General features: G+C 57.9%; 16 protein-coding genes. 5 read left to right on the forward strand and 11 right to left on the reverse strand.

The features are described 5' to 3' along the window. Window positions 1–24 precede the first annotated feature (24 nt). A complete protein-coding gene (gene btsR, locus N037_RS19785; protein ID WP_023312443.1) occupies window positions 25–744 on the reverse strand; it encodes a two-component system response regulator BtsR in 720 nt (239 codons plus the stop codon). Further along, window positions 738–2,423, reverse strand: coding sequence for a sensor histidine kinase (locus N037_RS19790; RefSeq protein ID WP_032642882.1), 1,686 nt, complete (start codon window positions 2,421–2,423; stop codon window positions 738–740). Before N037_RS19790 ends, btsR begins: the two co-directional genes overlap by 7 nt. Window positions 2,424–2,640: 217 nt before the next feature. Here N037_RS19790 and mlrA point away from each other — a divergent pair, with 217 nt between their 5' ends. Both mlrA and N037_RS24385 read left to right on the forward strand, forming a co-directional pair. Further along, entirely contained in the window at window positions 2,641–3,381 is a 741-nt protein-coding gene (gene mlrA / locus N037_RS19795) for an HTH-type transcriptional regulator MlrA (protein ID WP_032642884.1), read from the forward strand. A 69-nt stretch (window positions 3,382–3,450) separates the two neighbouring features. Next, complete coding sequence (locus tag N037_RS24385; RefSeq protein WP_008500895.1) at window positions 3,451–3,564, forward strand: protein YohO; 114 nt, start codon at window positions 3,451–3,453, stop codon at window positions 3,562–3,564. On the opposite strand, the gene N037_RS19800 is transcribed toward N037_RS24385, so the two are convergent. From N037_RS19800 to bglX, 5 genes are all read right to left on the reverse strand, one after another. Continuing rightward, window positions 3,539–4,276, reverse strand: a complete 738-nt coding sequence (locus N037_RS19800; RefSeq protein ID WP_032642886.1) for an ABC transporter permease — start codon at window positions 4,274–4,276, stop codon at window positions 3,539–3,541. The two genes, N037_RS24385 and N037_RS19800, sit on opposite strands and share 26 nt — an antisense overlap. Beyond that, complete coding sequence (locus N037_RS19805) at window positions 4,260–5,210, reverse strand: ABC transporter ATP-binding protein (protein WP_032642888.1); 951 nt, start codon at window positions 5,208–5,210, stop codon at window positions 4,260–4,262. Before N037_RS19805 ends, N037_RS19800 begins: the two co-directional genes overlap by 17 nt. Beyond that, window positions 5,203–6,360: an ABC transporter permease gene (locus N037_RS19810; RefSeq protein WP_032642890.1), complete on the reverse strand. Its 1,158-nt coding sequence runs from the start codon at window positions 6,358–6,360 to the stop codon at window positions 5,203–5,205. The genes N037_RS19805 and N037_RS19810 overlap by 8 nt, the downstream gene beginning before the upstream one ends. 12 nt (window positions 6,361–6,372) lie before the next feature. Beyond that, on the reverse strand, window positions 6,373–7,290 hold the full coding sequence (osmF, locus tag N037_RS19815) for a glycine betaine ABC transporter substrate-binding protein OsmF (protein ID WP_032642892.1): 918 nt from the start codon (window positions 7,288–7,290) through the stop codon (window positions 6,373–6,375). A 145-nt stretch (window positions 7,291–7,435) separates the two neighbouring features. Next, on the reverse strand, window positions 7,436–9,733 hold the full coding sequence (bglX, locus tag N037_RS19820) for a beta-glucosidase BglX (protein ID WP_032642894.1): 2,298 nt from the start codon (window positions 9,731–9,733) through the stop codon (window positions 7,436–7,438). A 189-nt stretch (window positions 9,734–9,922) separates the two neighbouring features. Here bglX and dld point away from each other — a divergent pair, with 189 nt between their 5' ends. Next, entirely contained in the window at window positions 9,923–11,671 is a 1,749-nt protein-coding gene (dld, locus tag N037_RS19825; protein WP_032642896.1) for a D-lactate dehydrogenase, read from the forward strand. Between the two features lie 112 nt (window positions 11,672–11,783). After that, entirely contained in the window at window positions 11,784–12,338 is a 555-nt protein-coding gene (locus N037_RS19830; RefSeq protein ID WP_023336329.1) for a GNAT family N-acetyltransferase, read from the forward strand. Window positions 12,339–12,435: 97 nt separating this feature from the next. On the opposite strand, the gene pbpG is transcribed toward N037_RS19830, so the two are convergent. Together pbpG and N037_RS19840 are read right to left on the reverse strand one after the other, a co-directional pair. Beyond that, window positions 12,436–13,359: a D-alanyl-D-alanine endopeptidase gene (gene pbpG, locus N037_RS19835; RefSeq protein ID WP_023336330.1), complete on the reverse strand. Its 924-nt coding sequence runs from the start codon at window positions 13,357–13,359 to the stop codon at window positions 12,436–12,438. A 167-nt stretch (window positions 13,360–13,526) separates the two neighbouring features. Next, a complete protein-coding gene (locus N037_RS19840; protein WP_013097942.1) occupies window positions 13,527–14,114 on the reverse strand; it encodes a Yip1 family protein in 588 nt (195 codons plus the stop codon). Window positions 14,115–14,271: 157 nt separating this feature from the next. On the opposite strand from N037_RS19840, the gene N037_RS19845 reads away from it, so the two are divergent. After that, the gene (locus tag N037_RS19845; RefSeq protein ID WP_032642898.1) at window positions 14,272–14,844 is read left to right on the forward strand and encodes a DedA family protein; all 573 of its coding nucleotides are present in this window, start codon (window positions 14,272–14,274) and stop codon (window positions 14,842–14,844) included. A 56-nt stretch (window positions 14,845–14,900) separates the two neighbouring features. Here N037_RS19845 and N037_RS19850 read toward each other — a convergent pair whose 3' ends face one another. Next, the gene (locus N037_RS19850; RefSeq protein ID WP_023336332.1) at window positions 14,901–15,665 is read right to left on the reverse strand and encodes an SDR family oxidoreductase; all 765 of its coding nucleotides are present in this window, start codon (window positions 15,663–15,665) and stop codon (window positions 14,901–14,903) included. A 49-nt stretch (window positions 15,666–15,714) separates the two neighbouring features. Next, window positions 15,715–17,133, reverse strand: coding sequence for a multidrug resistance outer membrane protein MdtQ (gene mdtQ, locus N037_RS19855; RefSeq protein WP_032642900.1), 1,419 nt, complete (start codon window positions 17,131–17,133; stop codon window positions 15,715–15,717). Between the last annotated feature and the right edge of the window lie 188 nt (window positions 17,134–17,321).

The following is a 17,321-nucleotide window of genomic DNA, read 5'->3' on the forward strand; positions in this document are numbered from 1 at the left end:
GCAATGGCGCGCAGTGTACCAGTTTTACAGGCCAATCGCCTCTTTCAAACTCTTCAGGTAGCGACGGCTGACGGGTACCGTTTGCCCGGCACGCAGCACCAGCTCGGCCTGGCCGTTATCTTCCAGGCGGATCTCCTTCAGGTGCGCCATGTTCACCAGATACTGGCGATGGCAGCGGATCAGCGGCGTGCGGCTCTCCAGCGTGCGCAGGGTCAGTTCGGTGAACCCTTCATTCCCTTCCGCGCTGGTGACAAACACCCCGCTCAGGCGGCTGCTGACGAACGCCACGTCATCCATCTGCAGAAGGTAGATTCGGCTGTGCCCGGTGCAGGGGATAAACTTCAGCGGCTGCTGGTTTTCCGGCAGCAGCGTGACATCCTGTACGGTTCGCTCCTGGCGTAAACGGGTGAGCGTTTTTTCCAGGCGCTTCTCTTCGATCGGCTTGAGTAAATAGTCAAACGCGTGCTCCTCAAAGGCCTTAACGGCATATTCATCAAACGCCGTCAGGAACACGATGTAGGGGCGATGCGCCGGGTCGAGCATGCCGACCATCTCCAGCCCGCTGATGCGGGGCATCTGAATGTCGAGGAACAGCACGTCCGGGCGCAGCTTGTGCACCGCGCCGATGGCCTCAATAGCGTTCGCGCACTCCCCCACAATCTCAATATCGGGCTGCTCCTGCAGCAGAACGCGCAGGTTTTCCCGTGCCAGCGGCTCGTCATCCACAATCAGCACTCTTAACATGCGTTTTCCTCCAGCGGCAGTCGTACGGTAATACGGGTAAATCGGTCTGGCTCACAGGCGACGGTAATGCCGCAGTCGTCGCCAAAATGGGCGCGCAGGCGTTTATCCACCAGGCTCATCCCCAAACCGCCGGAGGCGGAAGGCTGATAAAGCCCGGCATTATCTTCAATATCCAGCACCAGATGGTGGTTGAAACGGCTGGCGGCAATGGTTATCTCCCCTGTCCCCAGAAGCTGGGACGTGCCGTGCTTAATGGCGTTTTCGACAATAGGCTGCAGGGTAAAGGCCGGAAGATGCTGATACGCCAGCTCGTCCGGGACGGAGAGCGTCACCTGCAGGCGCGACTGGAAACGCGCCTGCTCAATCTGCAGATAGGCATTCACGTGCTCAATCTCATCGGCGAGGGTGACGATCTCCGACGGCCGTTTCAGGTTTTTGCGGAAAAAAGTCGACAGAAACTGCACCAGCTGCGCGGCCTGATCGCTGTCGCGGCGGATCACCGCTTTGAGCGTGTTGAGGGCATTGAACAGGAAATGCGGGTTGACCTGGGCATGCAGCAGCTTAATCTCAGACTGCGTCAGCAGGGCTTTCTGCCGTTCATACTGCCCGGCCAGAATTTGCGCGGACAGCAGCTGGGCAATCCCCTCCCCCAGCGTGCGGTTGATGGAGCTGAACAGACGGTTTTTTGCCTCATACAGCTTGATGGTGCCCATCACCCGCTGATTTTCCCCACGCAGCGGAATCACCAGCGTGGAGCCCAGCTTGCACTGCGGATGCAGCGAGCAGCGGTAAGGCACTTCATTACCGTCGGCATACACCACCTCGCCCGTTTCAATGGCGCGCAGCGTGTAGGCTGAGGAGATGGGTTTACCCGGCAGATGGTGATCGTCCCCGGTGCCGGTAAAGGCCAGCAGCCGCTCGCGGTCGGTTATGGCCACCGCGCCAATATCCAGCTCCTTGTAGAGCACCTGCGCAACCTTCATGCTGTTCTCTTCGTTAAATCCCTGGCGCAGGATCCCTTCGGTCGACGCGGCAACCTTCAGCGCCGTGGCGGAAAACGCCGAGGTGTACTTCTCAAACATGGCGCGCTTGTCGAGCAGAATACGCATAAACAGCGCCGCGCCTACGGTGTTGGTTACCATCATCGGGGCGGCAATGCTGCTGACCAGGTGCAGCGCATCTTCAAACGGACGGGCAATGAGCAGAATGATCGCCATCTGCGCCATTTCGGCCACAAAGGTAATGGCACCGGCGGTGAGCGGGCTAAAGACTTTATCCGGGCGGCCGCGTTTGATCATATAGCTGTGCACCAGTCCGCCGAGCAGCCCTTCCACGATCGTGGAGATCATGCAGCTGAGCGCCGTCATCCCGCCCATGGAATAGCGATGCAGTCCCCCGGTTAAACCGACAAGGCCACCGACGACGGGACCGCCCAGCAGCCCGCCCATCACCGCGCCGATCGCGCGCGTATTGGCAATAGAGTCTTCGATATGGAGACCAAACCAGGTCCCCATAATGCAAAATATGGAAAATACGACGTAACAGAGGAATTTGTGCGGCAGACGTACGGTGACCTGCATCAGCGGGATAAACAGGCGCGTTTTACTCATCAGCCAGGCAATGACCAGAAACACGCACATCTGCTGAAGCAACAGCAGCACCAGATTAAACTCGTACATACTCAAAACCGCACACGCTAAAAACGCGTAACATACACGGATGCGGCTCAACTTTCTTTGAAGCATCCCAAAAAAGCGCAAAATCGTGTCCGTTATCACACCTTTTTCAGAACATCGCATACGCTTCGCATTATTTGTGCAAAAAACAATCAATCCTTCCTGGTTCGCCAAAGTGAGTCTACAGTTAAGCTGGGGACGCGTAAGCCAGGGGGCGAATATGGCGCTTTACACAATAGGTGAAGTGGCACTCCTTTGTGATATCAATCCCGTTACCCTACGGGCGTGGCAGCGACGGTATGGATTACTCAAACCGCAGAGGACCGACGGTGGGCATCGCCTTTTCAATGAGGCCGATATCGACCGCATTCGCGAAATTAAAAGCTGGATCGACAACGGGGTGCAGGTCGGCAAGGTGAAGTCCCTGCTGAGCCACGACGATCCGGACACGCATCACCGCTGGCGCGAACAGCAGGAAACCCTGCTGCGACTCCTGCAGGCGGGCAATCTTCAGCGCCTGCGCGCATGGATAAAAGAACAAGGCCGTGATTATCCGGCACAGACGCTGATCAACCACCTTTTCATTCCGCTCCGTCGACGCCTGCAGTGCCAGCAGTCCACCCTGCAGGCGCTGCTCAGCATGCTCGACGGGGTGCTGATCAACTACATTGCCGTCTGCCTTGCCTCGGCGAAGAACAAAGCCGGAAAAGATGCGCTGGTGGTCGGCTGGAACGTGCACGATACCACCCGCCTGTGGCTGGAAGCGTGGATTGCGACCCAGAAGGGCTGGCGCGTGGACGTGCTGGCGCACTCGCTGGCGCAGCTCAGACCTGAGTTTTTCGACGGCCAGACCCTGCTGGTCTGGTGTGGTGAAGTGCCCTCCGCCACGCAGCAACAGCTGCTGACGGAGTGGCGAGAGAATGGTTACCCGGTTTATTCCCTTGGTCCGGATGAGCCATAACGGCATTTAATGGTTCATTAACAGCTGCGCTTCACCGTATAATTGTTCCGTTAACAACAGGAGCACATGATGAAGGCAACCAAACTGGCCATTATTACCCTTTTTGTCCTGATGGCCGTGAGCGGTATCGGCGGCGTAATGCTGGCAGGATACTCGTTTATTGTTCGCGGCGGTGTCGGCTGAGGTACAGCGCCAGCCGCTCAAAAAGGCGATCGACGACGATTGCCGCCAGCGCGACCAGTACCGCACCCTGCACAATATAAGCCGTATTAAACCCGCTCAGGCCGATAATAATCGGCGTTCCCAGCGTATTGGCACCGACCGTAGACGCAATGGTCGCCGTCCCGATGTTAATAATGACCGACGTGCGGATCCCGGCGATGATAACCGGTGCCGCCAGCGGCAGTTCCACCTTGCGCAGCCGCTGGCCGCGACTCATCCCCATCCCTTCTGCCACGCTTAGCACCGACGCCGGTAGCGCCGCGAGGCCCGCCAGCGTGCCCTGCAGCACCGGCAGTACGCCGTACAGAATCAGCGCAATAATGGCGGGCTGCTGGCCAAAGCCCATCACCGGAACCGCTATCGCCAGCACCGCCACTGGGGGAAACGTCTGACCAATGGCCGCTATCGTCTCCACCAGCGGACGAAACTCTTTGCCCGCAGGCCGCGTGACCGCGATGCCTGCCCCTACTCCCAGCACAACCGCGATTGTGCTTGAGAGCGCCACCAGCCAGAGATGCGCCAGGGCGAGATTAACAAAGCTCTCCTGCTGATAAACCGGCCGCGGCAGCCCGGGAAAAAGGGCGTTAAACAGCGCCGCGCTGTGCGGCATCAGAAACAGTAAGGCGACAAAGAGCGCTATCAGCCAGAGGAGCGGATCACGCAGTGCCTTCACGCGTCACCTCCCCGGCCAGCAGATCGCGAAAATGTAAGGTTCCGCACGGCGTTCCCCGGGCGTCCGAAACGGGCAATACCTCGCACTGGCGCGCGACAAACGCGGAGAGGGCATCCCTCAGGCTCATCTGTGCCTGCAGCGGTTCGCCGCTCACCGGTACCTCCTCCCGACGCATATAGTCGCTGACCGTCCGCAGGGAGAGCAGCCTCACGCCCAGTTCGCTGCGGCCAAAGAACTCGCGCACAAAGTCGTTCTTCGGCCATGTTAATAGCTCAAGGGGCGAACCCTGCTGCACCACTTCGCCATGATCCATCAACACCAGATGGTCGGCCAGGCGCAGGGCTTCATCAATATCGTGCGTCACGAGAACGATCGTGCGCCCGAGAATGCGGTGAATGCGGGTCATCTCCGCCTGCAGCGCCCCGCGCGTCACCGGATCCAGCGCGCCGAAGGGTTCATCCATCAGCAGTACCTGCGGGTTGGCCGCCAGCGCGCGCGCCACGCCCACGCGCTGCTGCTGGCCTCCGGACAACTGATGAGGATAGCGATCGCGCAGCGCGGCCTCCAGCCCCAGCAGAGACATCAGCTCATCCACACGGTCAGCGATTTTAGCCCGCGACCATTTCTCCAGCTGCAGCACGGTGGCGATGTTCTGCGCCACCGTCCAGTGCGGAAACAGGCCGATAGACTGAATGGCATAGCCCATCCGACGGCGCAGCTCCAGCACCGGCAGGCTGCGGATCTCTTCTCCGGCAAAGCGGATCAGTCCGCTGTCGTGTTCAACCAGCCGGTTGATCATCTTAAGCGTGGTGGATTTTCCCGAGCCCGAGGTGCCAATCAGCACGGAAAACGCGCCCTCAGCAAAGTTCAGGTTCAGGTGGCTCGCCGCCGGGCGGCCGGCAAAGGTTTTACTGACGTCATGAAATTCAATCATTGGCTCTTCTCCTGAGCAGCGCGAGCCATAAGGCAAACAGCGCGTCGACGACGACTGCCAGCGCAATCGTGGGCACCACGCCCAGTAACACCAGATCGAGCGCACTGCTCAGCAGCCCCTGGAACACCAGCGCGCCAAAACCACCCGCACCAATCAGCGCCGCAATCACCGCCATGCCGACGGTTTGTACCGCCACCACCCGCAGGCTGCGCAGCAGCAGGGGCAGCGCCAGCGGGAGCTGAATTTTCCAGAAACACTGCCGTGCGCTCATCCCCATCGCATGGGCGCTTTCCAGCACATCCGGCGCGACCTGGCCCAGGCCCGCGACCACGCCGCGCACCAGCGGCAGCAGCGCGTACAGCACCAGCGCAATCAGCGCGGGCGTTAATCCCGTTCCGGCTATGCCAAGCGTTCCCAGCACCGGAAACGACTTTACCAGCCCGGCCAGCGGCGCAATCAGCAGGCCAAACAGCGCAACGGAAGGAATGGTCTGGATAACGTTGAGTACCGCAAAGACCCCGCCCTGACGTGCAGGGTGGCGATAGCACCACATGCCGAGCGGTATCCCGAGCAGGAGCGCCGGAAAAAGCGTGCCGAAGAGGATAGTCAGGTGTTGCGCCAGGGCATCATCAAACACCTCCTGACGGTTGGCGTACTCTTTTAACAGCGAGAGATTGTTCAGCTCACCGCTGAACAGCAGGAACAGGGGAATACACCATATCTGCGCGTTGAGCACCCAGCGCCAGACGGGGCTGGAGATGAGTCGACGAATGGCATCGCTGCTGGCCAGCAGGCACAGCGCCAGCCACAGCCAGAGGCCGCTGCCCACCGTGGTTCTCGCCAGCGGGCTTTCCGCCGACGCCATATGCGTCGCCGCCTGCCCGGCTCCCCAGAAGAGGAGGATAAACAGCCCTTCAGCAAGCAGCAGCGTCAGCCACTGCGCCGTGCGCCCTTGCCAGAGCGATAGCGCAACCCACGCGCCCAGCGCCGCGGCCAGCCACCACGGCGTGAACGCCCACACTTCCCAGAGATAGCGCCCTTCCCCTGACATCAGGCGGTTAGGTGCGACATTCACAAACGGCAGCGCGACTGCCGCGATGGCCACGCAGGCCAGCAGCAGCAGTACGCGGTTATGACATTTTATTGGCACAGCCCTTTCCCGTTACTTCACAAGCCCTTGTTGTTTCAGGAAGTCGGCGGCCACTTTTTTGGCATCCAGCCCCTCGACGGCAATGCTGGCATTCAGCTGCTGCAGCGTTTTTTCATCCAGCTTTTCGAAGACCGGCTTAAGCCAGTCAGCAATCTCCGGATAGGCTTTCAGCACCGCCTCACGCACAACCGGGGTCGGAGCGTAGATCGGCTGAACGCCCTTAGGATCGGTCAGGGTTTGCAGGCCGAGTGCCGCCACCGGGCCGTCGGTGCCGTAGGCCATGGCCGCGTTAACGCCGGAAGTTTGCTGTGCCGCCGCCTTGATGGTTACCGCCGTATCCCCGCCCGCCAGCGAGAGCAGCTGCGCCTGGTCGAGCTTGAAGTCGTAGGCTTTTTCGAACGCCGGGAGCGCGTCAGGACGCTCGATAAACTCCGCGGATGCCGCCAGCTTAAAGTCGCCCTTCTCTTTCAGATAGCGGCTGAGATCCGCAAGCGAGGTCAGCTTACCTTTCTCCGCCACGTCCTTGCGCACCGCGATAGTCCAGGTGTTGTTGGCCGGGGCCGGGGTCAGCCAGACCAGCTTGTTCTGTTCTGCGTCGAGTTTTTTGACTTTCTCATACCCGGCTTTGGCGTTTTTCCATGCCGGATCGTTTTCATCTTTGAAGAAAAACGCGCCGTTGCCGGTGTATTCCGGGTAGATATCCAGCTCGCCGGAGGTGATTGCCCCGCGCACGACGGGCGTGGTGCCGAGCTGGACTTTATTGACGGTTTTCACGCCGTGGCTCTCCAGCACCTGCAAAATAATATTACCCAGCAACGCCCCTTCGGTATCGATCTTTGAGCCCACTTTTACCGGCTCCGCCGCCTGTAGCGGCAGGCTCAGCGCCGCCAGCAGCGCCGCAGATCCCAACATCCCCTTTGCAATCGTCATTCCGCTATCCTCATTTTTTTATCGCCTTTTTCAGAGGCTTGAGAGAAAAGCGTAGCTTAAAACAGCGGATTTACCCGGCAAAATGCCTTTTTAGCATAACGTAAGACGCATCCCCCGGAGAACGGGGGATGCAAAGGAAGGAAGGTTACAGCAGCTCGAACTCGCCTTTATTCACGCGGGCGGAATCCACCCCGATAAAGACGTTAAACTTGCCTGGCTCCGCATCGTATTTCATCTGCTGGTTCCAGAACTTCAGCGCGTCCACGTCAATCGGGAAGCTGATGGTTTGGGTTTCGCCAGGCTTCAGATTGACCTTCTCGAAGCCGCGCAGCTGCTTAACAGGACGGCTCATCGAGGCGGTGACATCCTGAACGTACATCTGAATCACCGTTGCCCCTTCGCGCTTGCCGGTGTTGGTCACCTCAACGCTGGCGGTAACTTTGCCGTCACGCTTCAGGGTTGGCGAAGACATTTTCACGTCAGACACCTTGAAGGTGGTGTAGCTCAGGCCGTAACCAAACGGATACAGCGGGCCGTTAGCTTCGTCGAAGTAACGGGACGTGTACTTATTCGGTTTGTCGGCGTTGTACGGACGACCGGTGTTCAGGTGGCTGTAGTAGACCGGGATCTGCCCGACGGAGCGCGGGAAGGACATCGGCAGCTTGCCTGACGGGTTGTAATCACCAAACAGCACGTCGGCGATGGCGTTACCGCCTTCGGTACCGGCGAACCAGGTTTCCAGAATAGCGTCAGCCTGCTGGTCCTCTTTCACCAGCGCCAGCGGACGACCGTTCATCAGCACCAGCACCAGCGGCTTGCCGGTGGCTTTCAGAGCGGCGATCAGATCGCGCTGGCTCTGCGGAATAGTGATGTCGGTCCGGCTGGAGGCTTCGTGCGCCATACCCTGCGCTTCCCCCACGACCGCAACAACGACGTCAGACTGCTTCGCCGCGTTGACCGCCTCGTCGATCATCTCCTTCGGCGTGCGCGGATCGACCTTCACCGCTTCCTCATACTGGTTGAGGAAGGTAACGATGTCTTTATCGTTAGTGACGTTCGCCCCTTTGGCATACACCACTTTCGCGTTATCACCCACGGCACTCTTGATCCCGGTCAGCACGGTCACGGACTGATCGGCCACCCCTGCGGCAGACCAGCTGCCCATCACGTCGCGCTTGCTGTCGGCCAGTGGGCCCACCACGGCAATGGTGCCGGATTTTTTCAGCGGCAGCGTGTCGAGGCGGTTCTTCAGCAGCACCAGGCTTTCGCGGGCCACTTCGCGGGCTTCTTTACGGTGCAGACGGCTTTCGGCATTGGTATCCGCCGGGTCTGAATCCTTCGGCCCCAGATGGCTGTATGGATCGTTAAACAGCCCCATGTCGTATTTCACGTTCAGCACGTGGCGCGCAGCATCGTCCAACTCCGCCATCGTGACCTTGCCGCTCTTCACCAGCCCCGGCAGGTATTTGCTGTAATACTCGTCGCTCATGCTCATGTTGATGCCGGACTTGAGCGCTACGCGCACCGCGTCTTCCGGATCGGAGGCGGTACCGTGTTTGATCAGTTCTTTAATCGCGCCGTGATCGGAAACGGTGATGCCTTTAAAGCCCCACTGGTCACGCAGCACGTCTTTCAGCAGCCAGGCGTCAGAGGTCGCAGGCGTGCCGTTTAGCGAGTTCAGCGCGACCATCACCGCGCCGCTGCCCGCATCCAGCCCGGCCTTGTACGGCGGCATGTAGTCGTTAAACAGGCGCTGCGGGCTCATGTCGACGGTGTTGTACTCTTTCCCGCCTTCGACTGCGCCATAGGCCGCAAAGTGTTTGACGCTGGTCATCACCGAGTAGCGGTCCGCCGGGCTTTTGCCCTGCATCGCTTCCACCATGGTTTTCCCCATCGTGGAGGTTAAATAGGTATCTTCACCAAAGCCTTCCGAGGCGCGGCCCCAGCGCGGATCGCGCGAGACGTCCACCATTGGCGCCCAGGTCATGTTCAGGCCATCGTCGGCTGCTTCATAGGCGGACACGCGCCCAACGGTTTTTACCGCGTCGAGATTAAAGGAGGAGGCTAAGCCGAGGCTGATGGGGAAGACGGTACGCTGGCCATGCACCACGTCATAGGCAAAGAAGAGCGGAATTTTCAGGCGGCTGAGATTCATCACCTGATCCTGCATTTTGCGGATATCCTCGCGGGTGACGGTATTAAAGATGGCCCCTACCTGCCCGTCTTTGATCATCTCGCGGATAGCCTCTTTCGGGTTATCCGGACCGACGCTGATAAGACGCAGCTGGCCGATTTTCTCATCAACCGTCATTTTCTTCAGCAATTCCGTGACAAACGCGTCCCGGGCTTCAGGCGTGAGCGGGTGATTACCAAACAAATCTTCTGCCAGCGCAGGTTGCAGCGCCAGGCTGACGGCGACACCTACAGAACATAGCCATTTCATGTCGTTTTACTCTCTCATCAATAACCGCCGGACGATCTCGGCCATACCGTGCGAAAAGCGCAGTGTGCCACAAACCCTCAGAACGTTGCAGGGTTATTCTCTGATTTTTCTCGTGAATACTCGACCGCTTAACAGTTAATCGCGCTATGCTTTACAGCGAGAAATTTGCCCCACCACAAGGAGTGGAAGATGTCTTCTGTTCGAACAAACGATAACACGGCTTTTATTAACGAACTGTCGCGCCTGGTTGGCTCCTCTCACCTGCTTACCGACCCGGCCAAAACCGCCCGCTACCGTAAGGGCTTCCGCTCCGGTCAGGGCGAGGCGCTGGCGGTGGTCTTCCCCGGCACGCTGCTGGAGCTGTGGCGCGTCCTGAGCGCCTGCGTCACCGCCGACAAGATTATTTTAATGCAGGCCGCCAATACCGGCCTGACCGAAGGCTCCACGCCGAACGGCAACGATTACGATCGCGACATCGTGATTATCAGCACCCTGCGCCTCGACAAACTTCACCTGCTGGATAAAGGCGAGCAGGTGCTCGCGTTCCCCGGCACCACGCTTTACTCACTGGAAAAAGCGCTTAAGCCGCTGGGACGCGAGCCACACTCGGTGATCGGCTCCTCCTGTATTGGCGCGTCGGTGATCGGCGGGATCTGCAATAACTCCGGCGGCTCGCTGGTGCAGCGCGGTCCGGCGTATACCGAGATGTCGCTGTATGCCCGCATTGACGAAAACGGCAAGCTGACGCTGGTTAACCATCTGGGTATCGATCTCGGCGTGACGCCGGAACAGATCCTCAGCAAGCTTGACGACGATCGCGTGAAGGACGAAGACGTGCAGCACGATGGTCGTCATGCGCACGATCACGACTACGTGACCCGCGTGCGGGATATCGACGCCGATACCCCGGCCCGCTACAACGCCGACCCGGACCGCCTGTTTGAATCCTCCGGCTGCGCCGGGAAGCTGGCCGTTTTTGCCGTGCGTCTGGATACCTTCCCGGCGGAGAAAAAGCAGCAGGTATTTTACATCGGCACCAACCAGCCTGAGGTTTTGACGGAGATCCGCCGTCATATTCTGGGCGAATTCACCCATCTGCCGGTGGCGGGCGAGTACATGCACCGGGACATTTACGACATCGCCGAGCGCTACGGCAAAGATACGTTCCTGATGATCGACAAGCTCGGCACCGACAAAATGCCGTTCTTCTTCACCATGAAGGGCCGCACCGACGCGATGCTGGAAAAAGTGTCGCTGTTCAAACCCCACTTCACCGACCGCTTCATGCAGAAGCTGGGTAACGTTTTCCCGGCGCATCTGCCGGAGCGGATGAAGACCTGGCGCGATAAGTATGAGCATCACCTGCTGCTGAAAATGGCCGGGGACGGGATTGCCGAAGCGCAGAGCTGGCTGACCGAATTCTTCAAAACCGCCGAAGGAGATTTCTTTGCCTGTACACCTGAAGAGGGCAGCAAAGCCTTCCTGCACCGTTTTGCCGCCGCAGGCGCCGCCATCCGTTACCAGGCGGTGCATTCCGAAGAGGTGGAAGATATTCTGGCGCTGGATATCGCCCTGCGCCGTAACGACACCGAGTGGTTTGAGCACCTCCCGCCGGAAATCGACAGCAAGCTGGTGCACAAGCTCTATTACGGCCACTTTATGTGCTATGTCTTCCATCAGGATTACATCGTCAAAAAAGGGGTCGATGCACACGAACTGAAGGAGCAGATGCTCGCTCTGCTGCGTGAACGTGGCGCACAATATCCTGCGGAACACAACGTCGGGCATCTTTATAAAGCCCCTGACGCACTTAAACAGTTTTATCGCGAGAATGACCCTACAAACAGCATGAATCCCGGCATCGGTAAAACAACGCGGAAGAAATACTGGAAAGAGAGCGCGGACGCGGAGCAGCACATAACGCAAACGTCTGATTAATTCCTACAGCCAAATTTGAGAGATTGTTAAGCGCTCCTTAATCGTAATAGAGTAATTGCTTATCGCCGGAGAAACGTTTCTCCGGCTTTCTATAACGAGGAGCAGGCACATCATGTCGGCTATTGATGTTTTATCCGAGACCGAGCTGGAAGTGCGCGACGCCCTTCCCGATGATGTGCATGCTGTTGCCGCGATCTATGCCTGGCATGTGCTTCACGGGCGCGCGTCATTTGAAGAAGTCCCCCCCACTATCGACGAAATGCGTCATCGAATGAAAAGCGTGGCGGAGAACGGTTTACCGTGGCTTATTGCGCTGTATCGCGGGATTGTAGTGGGCTACTGCTACGCCACCCCTTACCGTCCTCGACACGCCTACCGCTATACCTTAGAAGAGTCAATTTACGTGGATGCCAGCATCACTGGTCGCGGTTTTGGTTCGGCGTTAATGTCTGCGCTGATTGAACGCTGCGAACAAGGCCCGTGGCGGCAGATGATTGCCGTTGTGGGAGATGGCAATAATAATGCCGGCTCGCTGCGGCTGCATAAAAAGCACGGCTTCGAGATTGCCGGCCAGCTGCGCAGCGTGGGGTATAAGAAAGGCGACTGGCGGGATACGGTGATAATGCAGCGCCCGCTCAACGATGGAGACTGGACGCTGCCGGAATAGGCGCTTTCGCCCGGTGGCGCTTCGCTTACCGGGCCTACGTGTCGAGGTCTTTGTAGGCCGGGTAAGGCGAAGCCGCCACCCGGCGCTGACAAACGGCTCAGTCGTTCTGCGCCGTCGCCATCTGTTCCGCTTTCTGCTTTTTATACGTCAATGCTGCAGCCGGAACGGGCTGCACTTTTCCGGTCTCAATCCAGGTACGCAGGCGGCTCGCATCGGCGAAATGGGTATATTTGCCGAAGGCATCCATTACCACCAGCGCAACCGGCTTACCGTTAAACACCGTGCGCATCACCAGACAGTGTCCTGCCGCGTTGGTAAAGCCGGTTTTCGTTAACTGAATATTCCAGTTATCGCGGTATACCAGATGGTTAGTGTTGCGGAACGGCAGCGTATAAGCCGGGTTCGCAAAGGTCGCCATCTCTTCACGGGTGGTACTGAGCTGACCAATCAGCGGATACTGTTTGCTGGCAATAAGCAGTTTCGTCAGATCGCGGGCCGTGGAGACGTTATTGATCGACAGACCCGTCGGTTCAACATAATGCGTATTGGTCATCCCCAGCGCTTTGGCTTTCGCGTTCATCGCACGGATAAAGGCGTCGTAGCCGCCCGGATAGTGGTGCGCCAGGCTCGCCGCCGCACGGTTTTCAGACGACATCAGCGCCAGCAGCAGCATATTTTTACGGCTGATTTCACTGTTCAGCCGCACGCGAGAGTAGATACCTTTCATCTCCGGCGTGTGGCTAATATCCACTTTCAGCTTTTCGTCCAGCGGCAGATGGGCATCAAGCACCACCATCGCGGTCATTAATTTGGTTATCGAAGCGATCGGGCGCACCAGGTCCGGATGGCTGGCGTAGATCACCTTATTGGTGTTGAGATCGACAATCATCGCGCTGCCGGACGCAATTTGCGGCTGAGCAGCAGCGGTGGTCACTGCGGGCGTTTTAGCGACGGCCGGCACGGCAGCGGACGCGCCCAGCAACAGCGCCAGGCTAAGTAAAGAGACTCGGAATTTCAGCATGGTGAGACTTCTGATAATTATTCACGCACGTCATGACGTACACCGCCTGTATCAACGGATAAACACAGGCTGGCTTCGGCATCATAGCGGTCACCGGGCGTTGTCGCCAGCGGATAATCGTGAACAGATGCTGCATTGCTGGCATTTACGCCAGCAATGCAGTGAACTCAAAAGAGACGGTATCCATAACCCCAAAGAATAACCGTCAGCGCCAGTAGCGCCTCCAGCACCAGCACCCCAATGGCGAGCGTCGAACTGGAAAAGCTCAGGCCCTCTTCTTTATTGATATTCAGGAAGGTTGGAACCCCCAGATACAGCAGATACCCGGTGTAAAAGAGGGCAATGGTACCGATCAGCGCGCACAGCCAGACCAGTGGATAGAGCGCAACAATACCGCTTAAGAACAGCGGGGTCGCGACATATCCGGCAAAGACCATACAGTGCGCCAGCGATGGACGTTGCGGGTAGTTACGCGCCATCCAGTGAATGACCCGCCCCATGACCGCCACACCCGCCAGCATCAGGCCATAAAAAAGAATGGCCAGATAGAGCCCGGTAAACCAGGAAAGCTGAACCACGGTGCCGTCACCGAAGTTCCAGCCGATTTGTGTTGTTCCGATAAAAGCGCATATTACCGGCACCGCAGCCATCAGCAGCACATGATGCGTGTAATGATGCGAGACCGTTTCGTTCTCACTTTTAATGACATGCATTTCACGATCGGGATGGGAGAAAAGTCCCCAGACATGGTTCATAGCGCCCCCTTTTTGTCGGCCCGTCAGCGATACCTTAAGTATAATGCAGGCTTTAGATTATTTTCTGTACAGTGGGAAATTTCCGTTGATTTCCCCGCTGTTGATTCATGGGGTATATGATTAAACGAGGCACGAAGAGGGAGATAACATTTACGTAATGGATATTAACGCACTCATTGAACAATATGGCTATGCCGCGCTGGTCATCGGTAGCGTGGCAGAAGGTGAAACCATCACGCTGTTAGGCGGCGTCGCCGCGCATCAGGGATTGCTGAAATTCCCGCTGGTCGTCGCCGCGGTCGCGCTGGGCGGGATGATTGGCGATCAGCTGCTCTATTTTCTCGGGCTGCGCTTCGGGCCCACGCTGCTTAAGCGTTTCGCAAAGCACCAGAAGAAAATCCGCCGCGCTCAACGGCTCATTCAGCGTCATCCCTATCTGTTCGTCATCGGCACGCGCTTTATGTATGGCTTTCGCATCATCGGGCCGATACTGATTGGCGCCAGCCATCTGCCGCCCAAAATTTTCCTGCCGCTCAATATTGCTGGCGCGATTGCCTGGGCGCTCATCTTTACGACGCTCGGCTACGTCGGGGGCGAAGTGATTGCGCCATGGCTGCATAATCTTGACCAGCACCTGAAGCACTGGGCGTGGCTGATTCTGGTGGTCGTGGCAGTGATTGGGGTCAGGCTGTGGCTGAAGCACCGGGAAAAGACGCGGGATGAGGAGTAAGTGCGGGCTGGTGCCCTCACACCGGCCCTCTCCCACAGGGAGAGGGAGAAAGGCATCTACCCCTCCGGCTTAAACTGCGGGTTCGCCAGCATAAACCCCCCGTCGACGATAAACGATTGCCCAGTGGTATAGCTGGCGTCGCTGTCGCACAGCCACGCGACCAGGCTGGCAATTTCTTTGGTATGGCCCGGCCTTGCCAGCGGGATTTCCGGCATTGAGCCTTCCTTCACTTCGCTATCGTCCATGTCATTCATCGGCGTGGCAATGGCACCCGGCGCGACGGCGTTCACCAGAATATTGTGTTTAACCAGTTCCATCGCCATGGATTTGGTTAACCCGCCTAGCGCATGTTTTGCCGCCGTGTAGGCACTCGCCTCCGGCAGCGGCGTGTGCTCATGCACCGAGGTAATGTTCACAATCCGCCCCCCTTTCCCCTGCTTCACCATCTGCCGGGCGGCAATTTGTGAACAGAGAAACGCGCCGTCCACGTCGACGGTGAAAATCGTCCGCCAGTCGTCAAACGGCATATCAAGAAACGGCGCTTTGGTCATCGCTCCCGCATTATTGACCAGCACGTCCAGCCGACCAAAACGCGCAATCAGCGTTTCAATGGCCTCTGCACCTTCCGGCAGCGTGCTCAAATCAAGATGGATAGCCTCCGCGCGCTGTCCCTGCGCTTCAACTTCGCGGCAGGTTTCCAGCGCTCCTTTTTCATCCGAGTGCCAGGTGACGCCAATATCAAACCCGCGTTCGGCGAGCATCAGGGCCGTGGTTTTACCAATCCCGGAATCCGATGCGGTCACAATCGCTACTCTGGTCATACTCACCTCCTGAAAAACGACAAAGAGGTAAGTATAGATAATGACCTTTTTAGCCGTGGTGATAGCCACCGCCCAGCGCCGAGGTGAGCTGCAGCGTGGCGTCAACATACTGGCCTTTCAGCAACACGCCGGCGAGCTGTTCCCTGAGGGCCGGTATTCTGGCTTCACTGACACGGGAGCCCGCAACAATCCCCGCGCTGAAACGCGCCTGCGCCAGCGCCACAACCCGCGCCGCATCTTTTTCGACCTGCTGCTGATGGCGGTTCTTTGCCGTCAGCGTTTCGACTTCACTTGCCGTGCGCGCCACCTGATTGACGGCTTCGACCACCGCTTTGTTGTAATTGGCCACCGAGAGGTTGTTCTGTGCCTGGGCAATATCCAGGCTGGCGTTCAGCCTGCCGCTGTCAAAAATCGGCAGCGTCAATCCGGCAGTCACGCCCATCTGCTGCGCTGAAGAGCGAAACAGATCGCTCAGATGGAGGGCATCCTGCTGTAAGAACGCCATCAGGTTCACGTCAGGATAAAAAGCCGCTCTGGCAGCCTCCACTTCGCTCATGGAGGCTTCGATGTACCAGTGCGCTTCCTGAAGATCCGGACGCCGCGCCAGCAGTTCATAACCGAGCGTCGAGGGTAGCGAAGCGTCTACCGTCGGCAGCGCATGCCGCTTAAGCGTCACGGAGGAAGAATTCGTCAGCGCGACCAGACGCGCCACGACGGCCTTCATTTTCCCGTTAACTTCTGCCAGCTGCTCTTCGGTTTTGTTGGCGTTGATATCGGTTTCAACACCCTCCACGGAGGAGGTGATCCCGTGCTGATACAGCTCGCGGTCAGCGCCGATAATATTGTCCTGTTCATGTTTGATCTGCGCGAGAACCTCCCCCACCGCGGCCTGAGTCTGCCACTCCCAGTAAAGCCGCGCTACGCTGCTGGCCAGCAGCTGGCGGGTCTGCTCCAGCTCTGCTTTTTGCGCATTCACTTTGCCAATCCGGGCCTCGACCCGGGCACGATTTTTCCCCCACAGATCGAGATCCCAGCCTGCGGTCAGGCCAAAGGTGCCGTTGGTGTACCAGGGCCCGGTAGTGCCTGCAGCCGGGTCGGTAAGGGCAAAGGGCCCCATCAACCCTTCGGCGGACATTTTCTGGCGCTCCGCATCGGCCGAAAAATCAATTTGCGGACCATCGGCCGCCATAACGGCTTTCGCCTGGGCTTCGGCAAGCGTAATGCGCTGACGGGCAATCTGCATATCTGGCGCATCGCTCAACGCTTTCGCAATAAGCGAATTAAGTTCGGGATCGTTATACGCTTTCCACCACTCATTTTTCGGCCAGTCCTGATGACTCAGAACCGTATTCACCGACGCCGCAGTGGTTTGCGCTTTAATGGGAGATACCGTGGCATGTTCAGGTGCACAGGCAGCCAGAATAAAAACGAAGGGAGCACTCAGAGATAAAATAAGAGAACGTTTCATGACGCCATAAGCTCAAAAAATAAAGGCGCACGTTACGCTCGATGTCATCCTTTTTTTTAGTAACGCGTGGCAAACCGCAAATTGTCATACATTTTAATACCTGGAAATTTATTCCAAAAAATAATGATTAAATTCAATATATTCATGCGAACTATGAATGCGCTGCTACACTTATTCAGGACATACAT

The sequence above is a fragment of the Enterobacter sp. EGD-HP1 genome (assembly GCF_000733275.2).
In the GTDB taxonomy this organism is placed as follows: domain Bacteria; phylum Pseudomonadota; class Gammaproteobacteria; order Enterobacterales; family Enterobacteriaceae; genus Enterobacter.

Excerpts from the sequence above, each read along its gene's own strand:
- btsR (WP_023312443.1), bottom strand. The coding sequence starts at position 744 with ATGTTAAGAGTGCTGATTGTGGATGACGAGCCGCTGGCACGGGAAAAC.
- N037_RS19790 (WP_032642882.1), bottom strand. The coding sequence starts at position 2,423 with ATGTACGAGTTTAATCTGGTGCTGCTGTTGCTTCAGCAGATGTGCGTG.
- mlrA (WP_032642884.1), top strand. The coding sequence starts at position 2,641 with ATGGCGCTTTACACAATAGGTGAAGTGGCACTCCTTTGTGATATCAAT.
- N037_RS24385 (WP_008500895.1), top strand. The coding sequence starts at position 3,451 with ATGAAGGCAACCAAACTGGCCATTATTACCCTTTTTGTCCTGATGGCC.
- N037_RS19805 (WP_032642888.1), bottom strand. The coding sequence starts at position 5,210 with ATGATTGAATTTCATGACGTCAGTAAAACCTTTGCCGGCCGCCCGGCG.
- osmF (WP_032642892.1), bottom strand. The coding sequence starts at position 7,290 with ATGACGATTGCAAAGGGGATGTTGGGATCTGCGGCGCTGCTGGCGGCG.
- bglX (WP_032642894.1), bottom strand. The coding sequence starts at position 9,733 with ATGAAATGGCTATGTTCTGTAGGTGTCGCCGTCAGCCTGGCGCTGCAA.
- dld (WP_032642896.1), top strand. The coding sequence starts at position 9,923 with ATGTCTTCTGTTCGAACAAACGATAACACGGCTTTTATTAACGAACTG.
- N037_RS19830 (WP_023336329.1), top strand. The coding sequence starts at position 11,784 with ATGTCGGCTATTGATGTTTTATCCGAGACCGAGCTGGAAGTGCGCGAC.
- pbpG (WP_023336330.1), bottom strand. The coding sequence starts at position 13,359 with ATGCTGAAATTCCGAGTCTCTTTACTTAGCCTGGCGCTGTTGCTGGGC.
- N037_RS19840 (WP_013097942.1), bottom strand. The coding sequence starts at position 14,114 with ATGAACCATGTCTGGGGACTTTTCTCCCATCCCGATCGTGAAATGCAT.
- N037_RS19845 (WP_032642898.1), top strand. The coding sequence starts at position 14,272 with ATGGATATTAACGCACTCATTGAACAATATGGCTATGCCGCGCTGGTC.
- N037_RS19850 (WP_023336332.1), bottom strand. The coding sequence starts at position 15,665 with ATGACCAGAGTAGCGATTGTGACCGCATCGGATTCCGGGATTGGTAAA.
- mdtQ (WP_032642900.1), bottom strand. The coding sequence starts at position 17,133 with ATGAAACGTTCTCTTATTTTATCTCTGAGTGCTCCCTTCGTTTTTATT.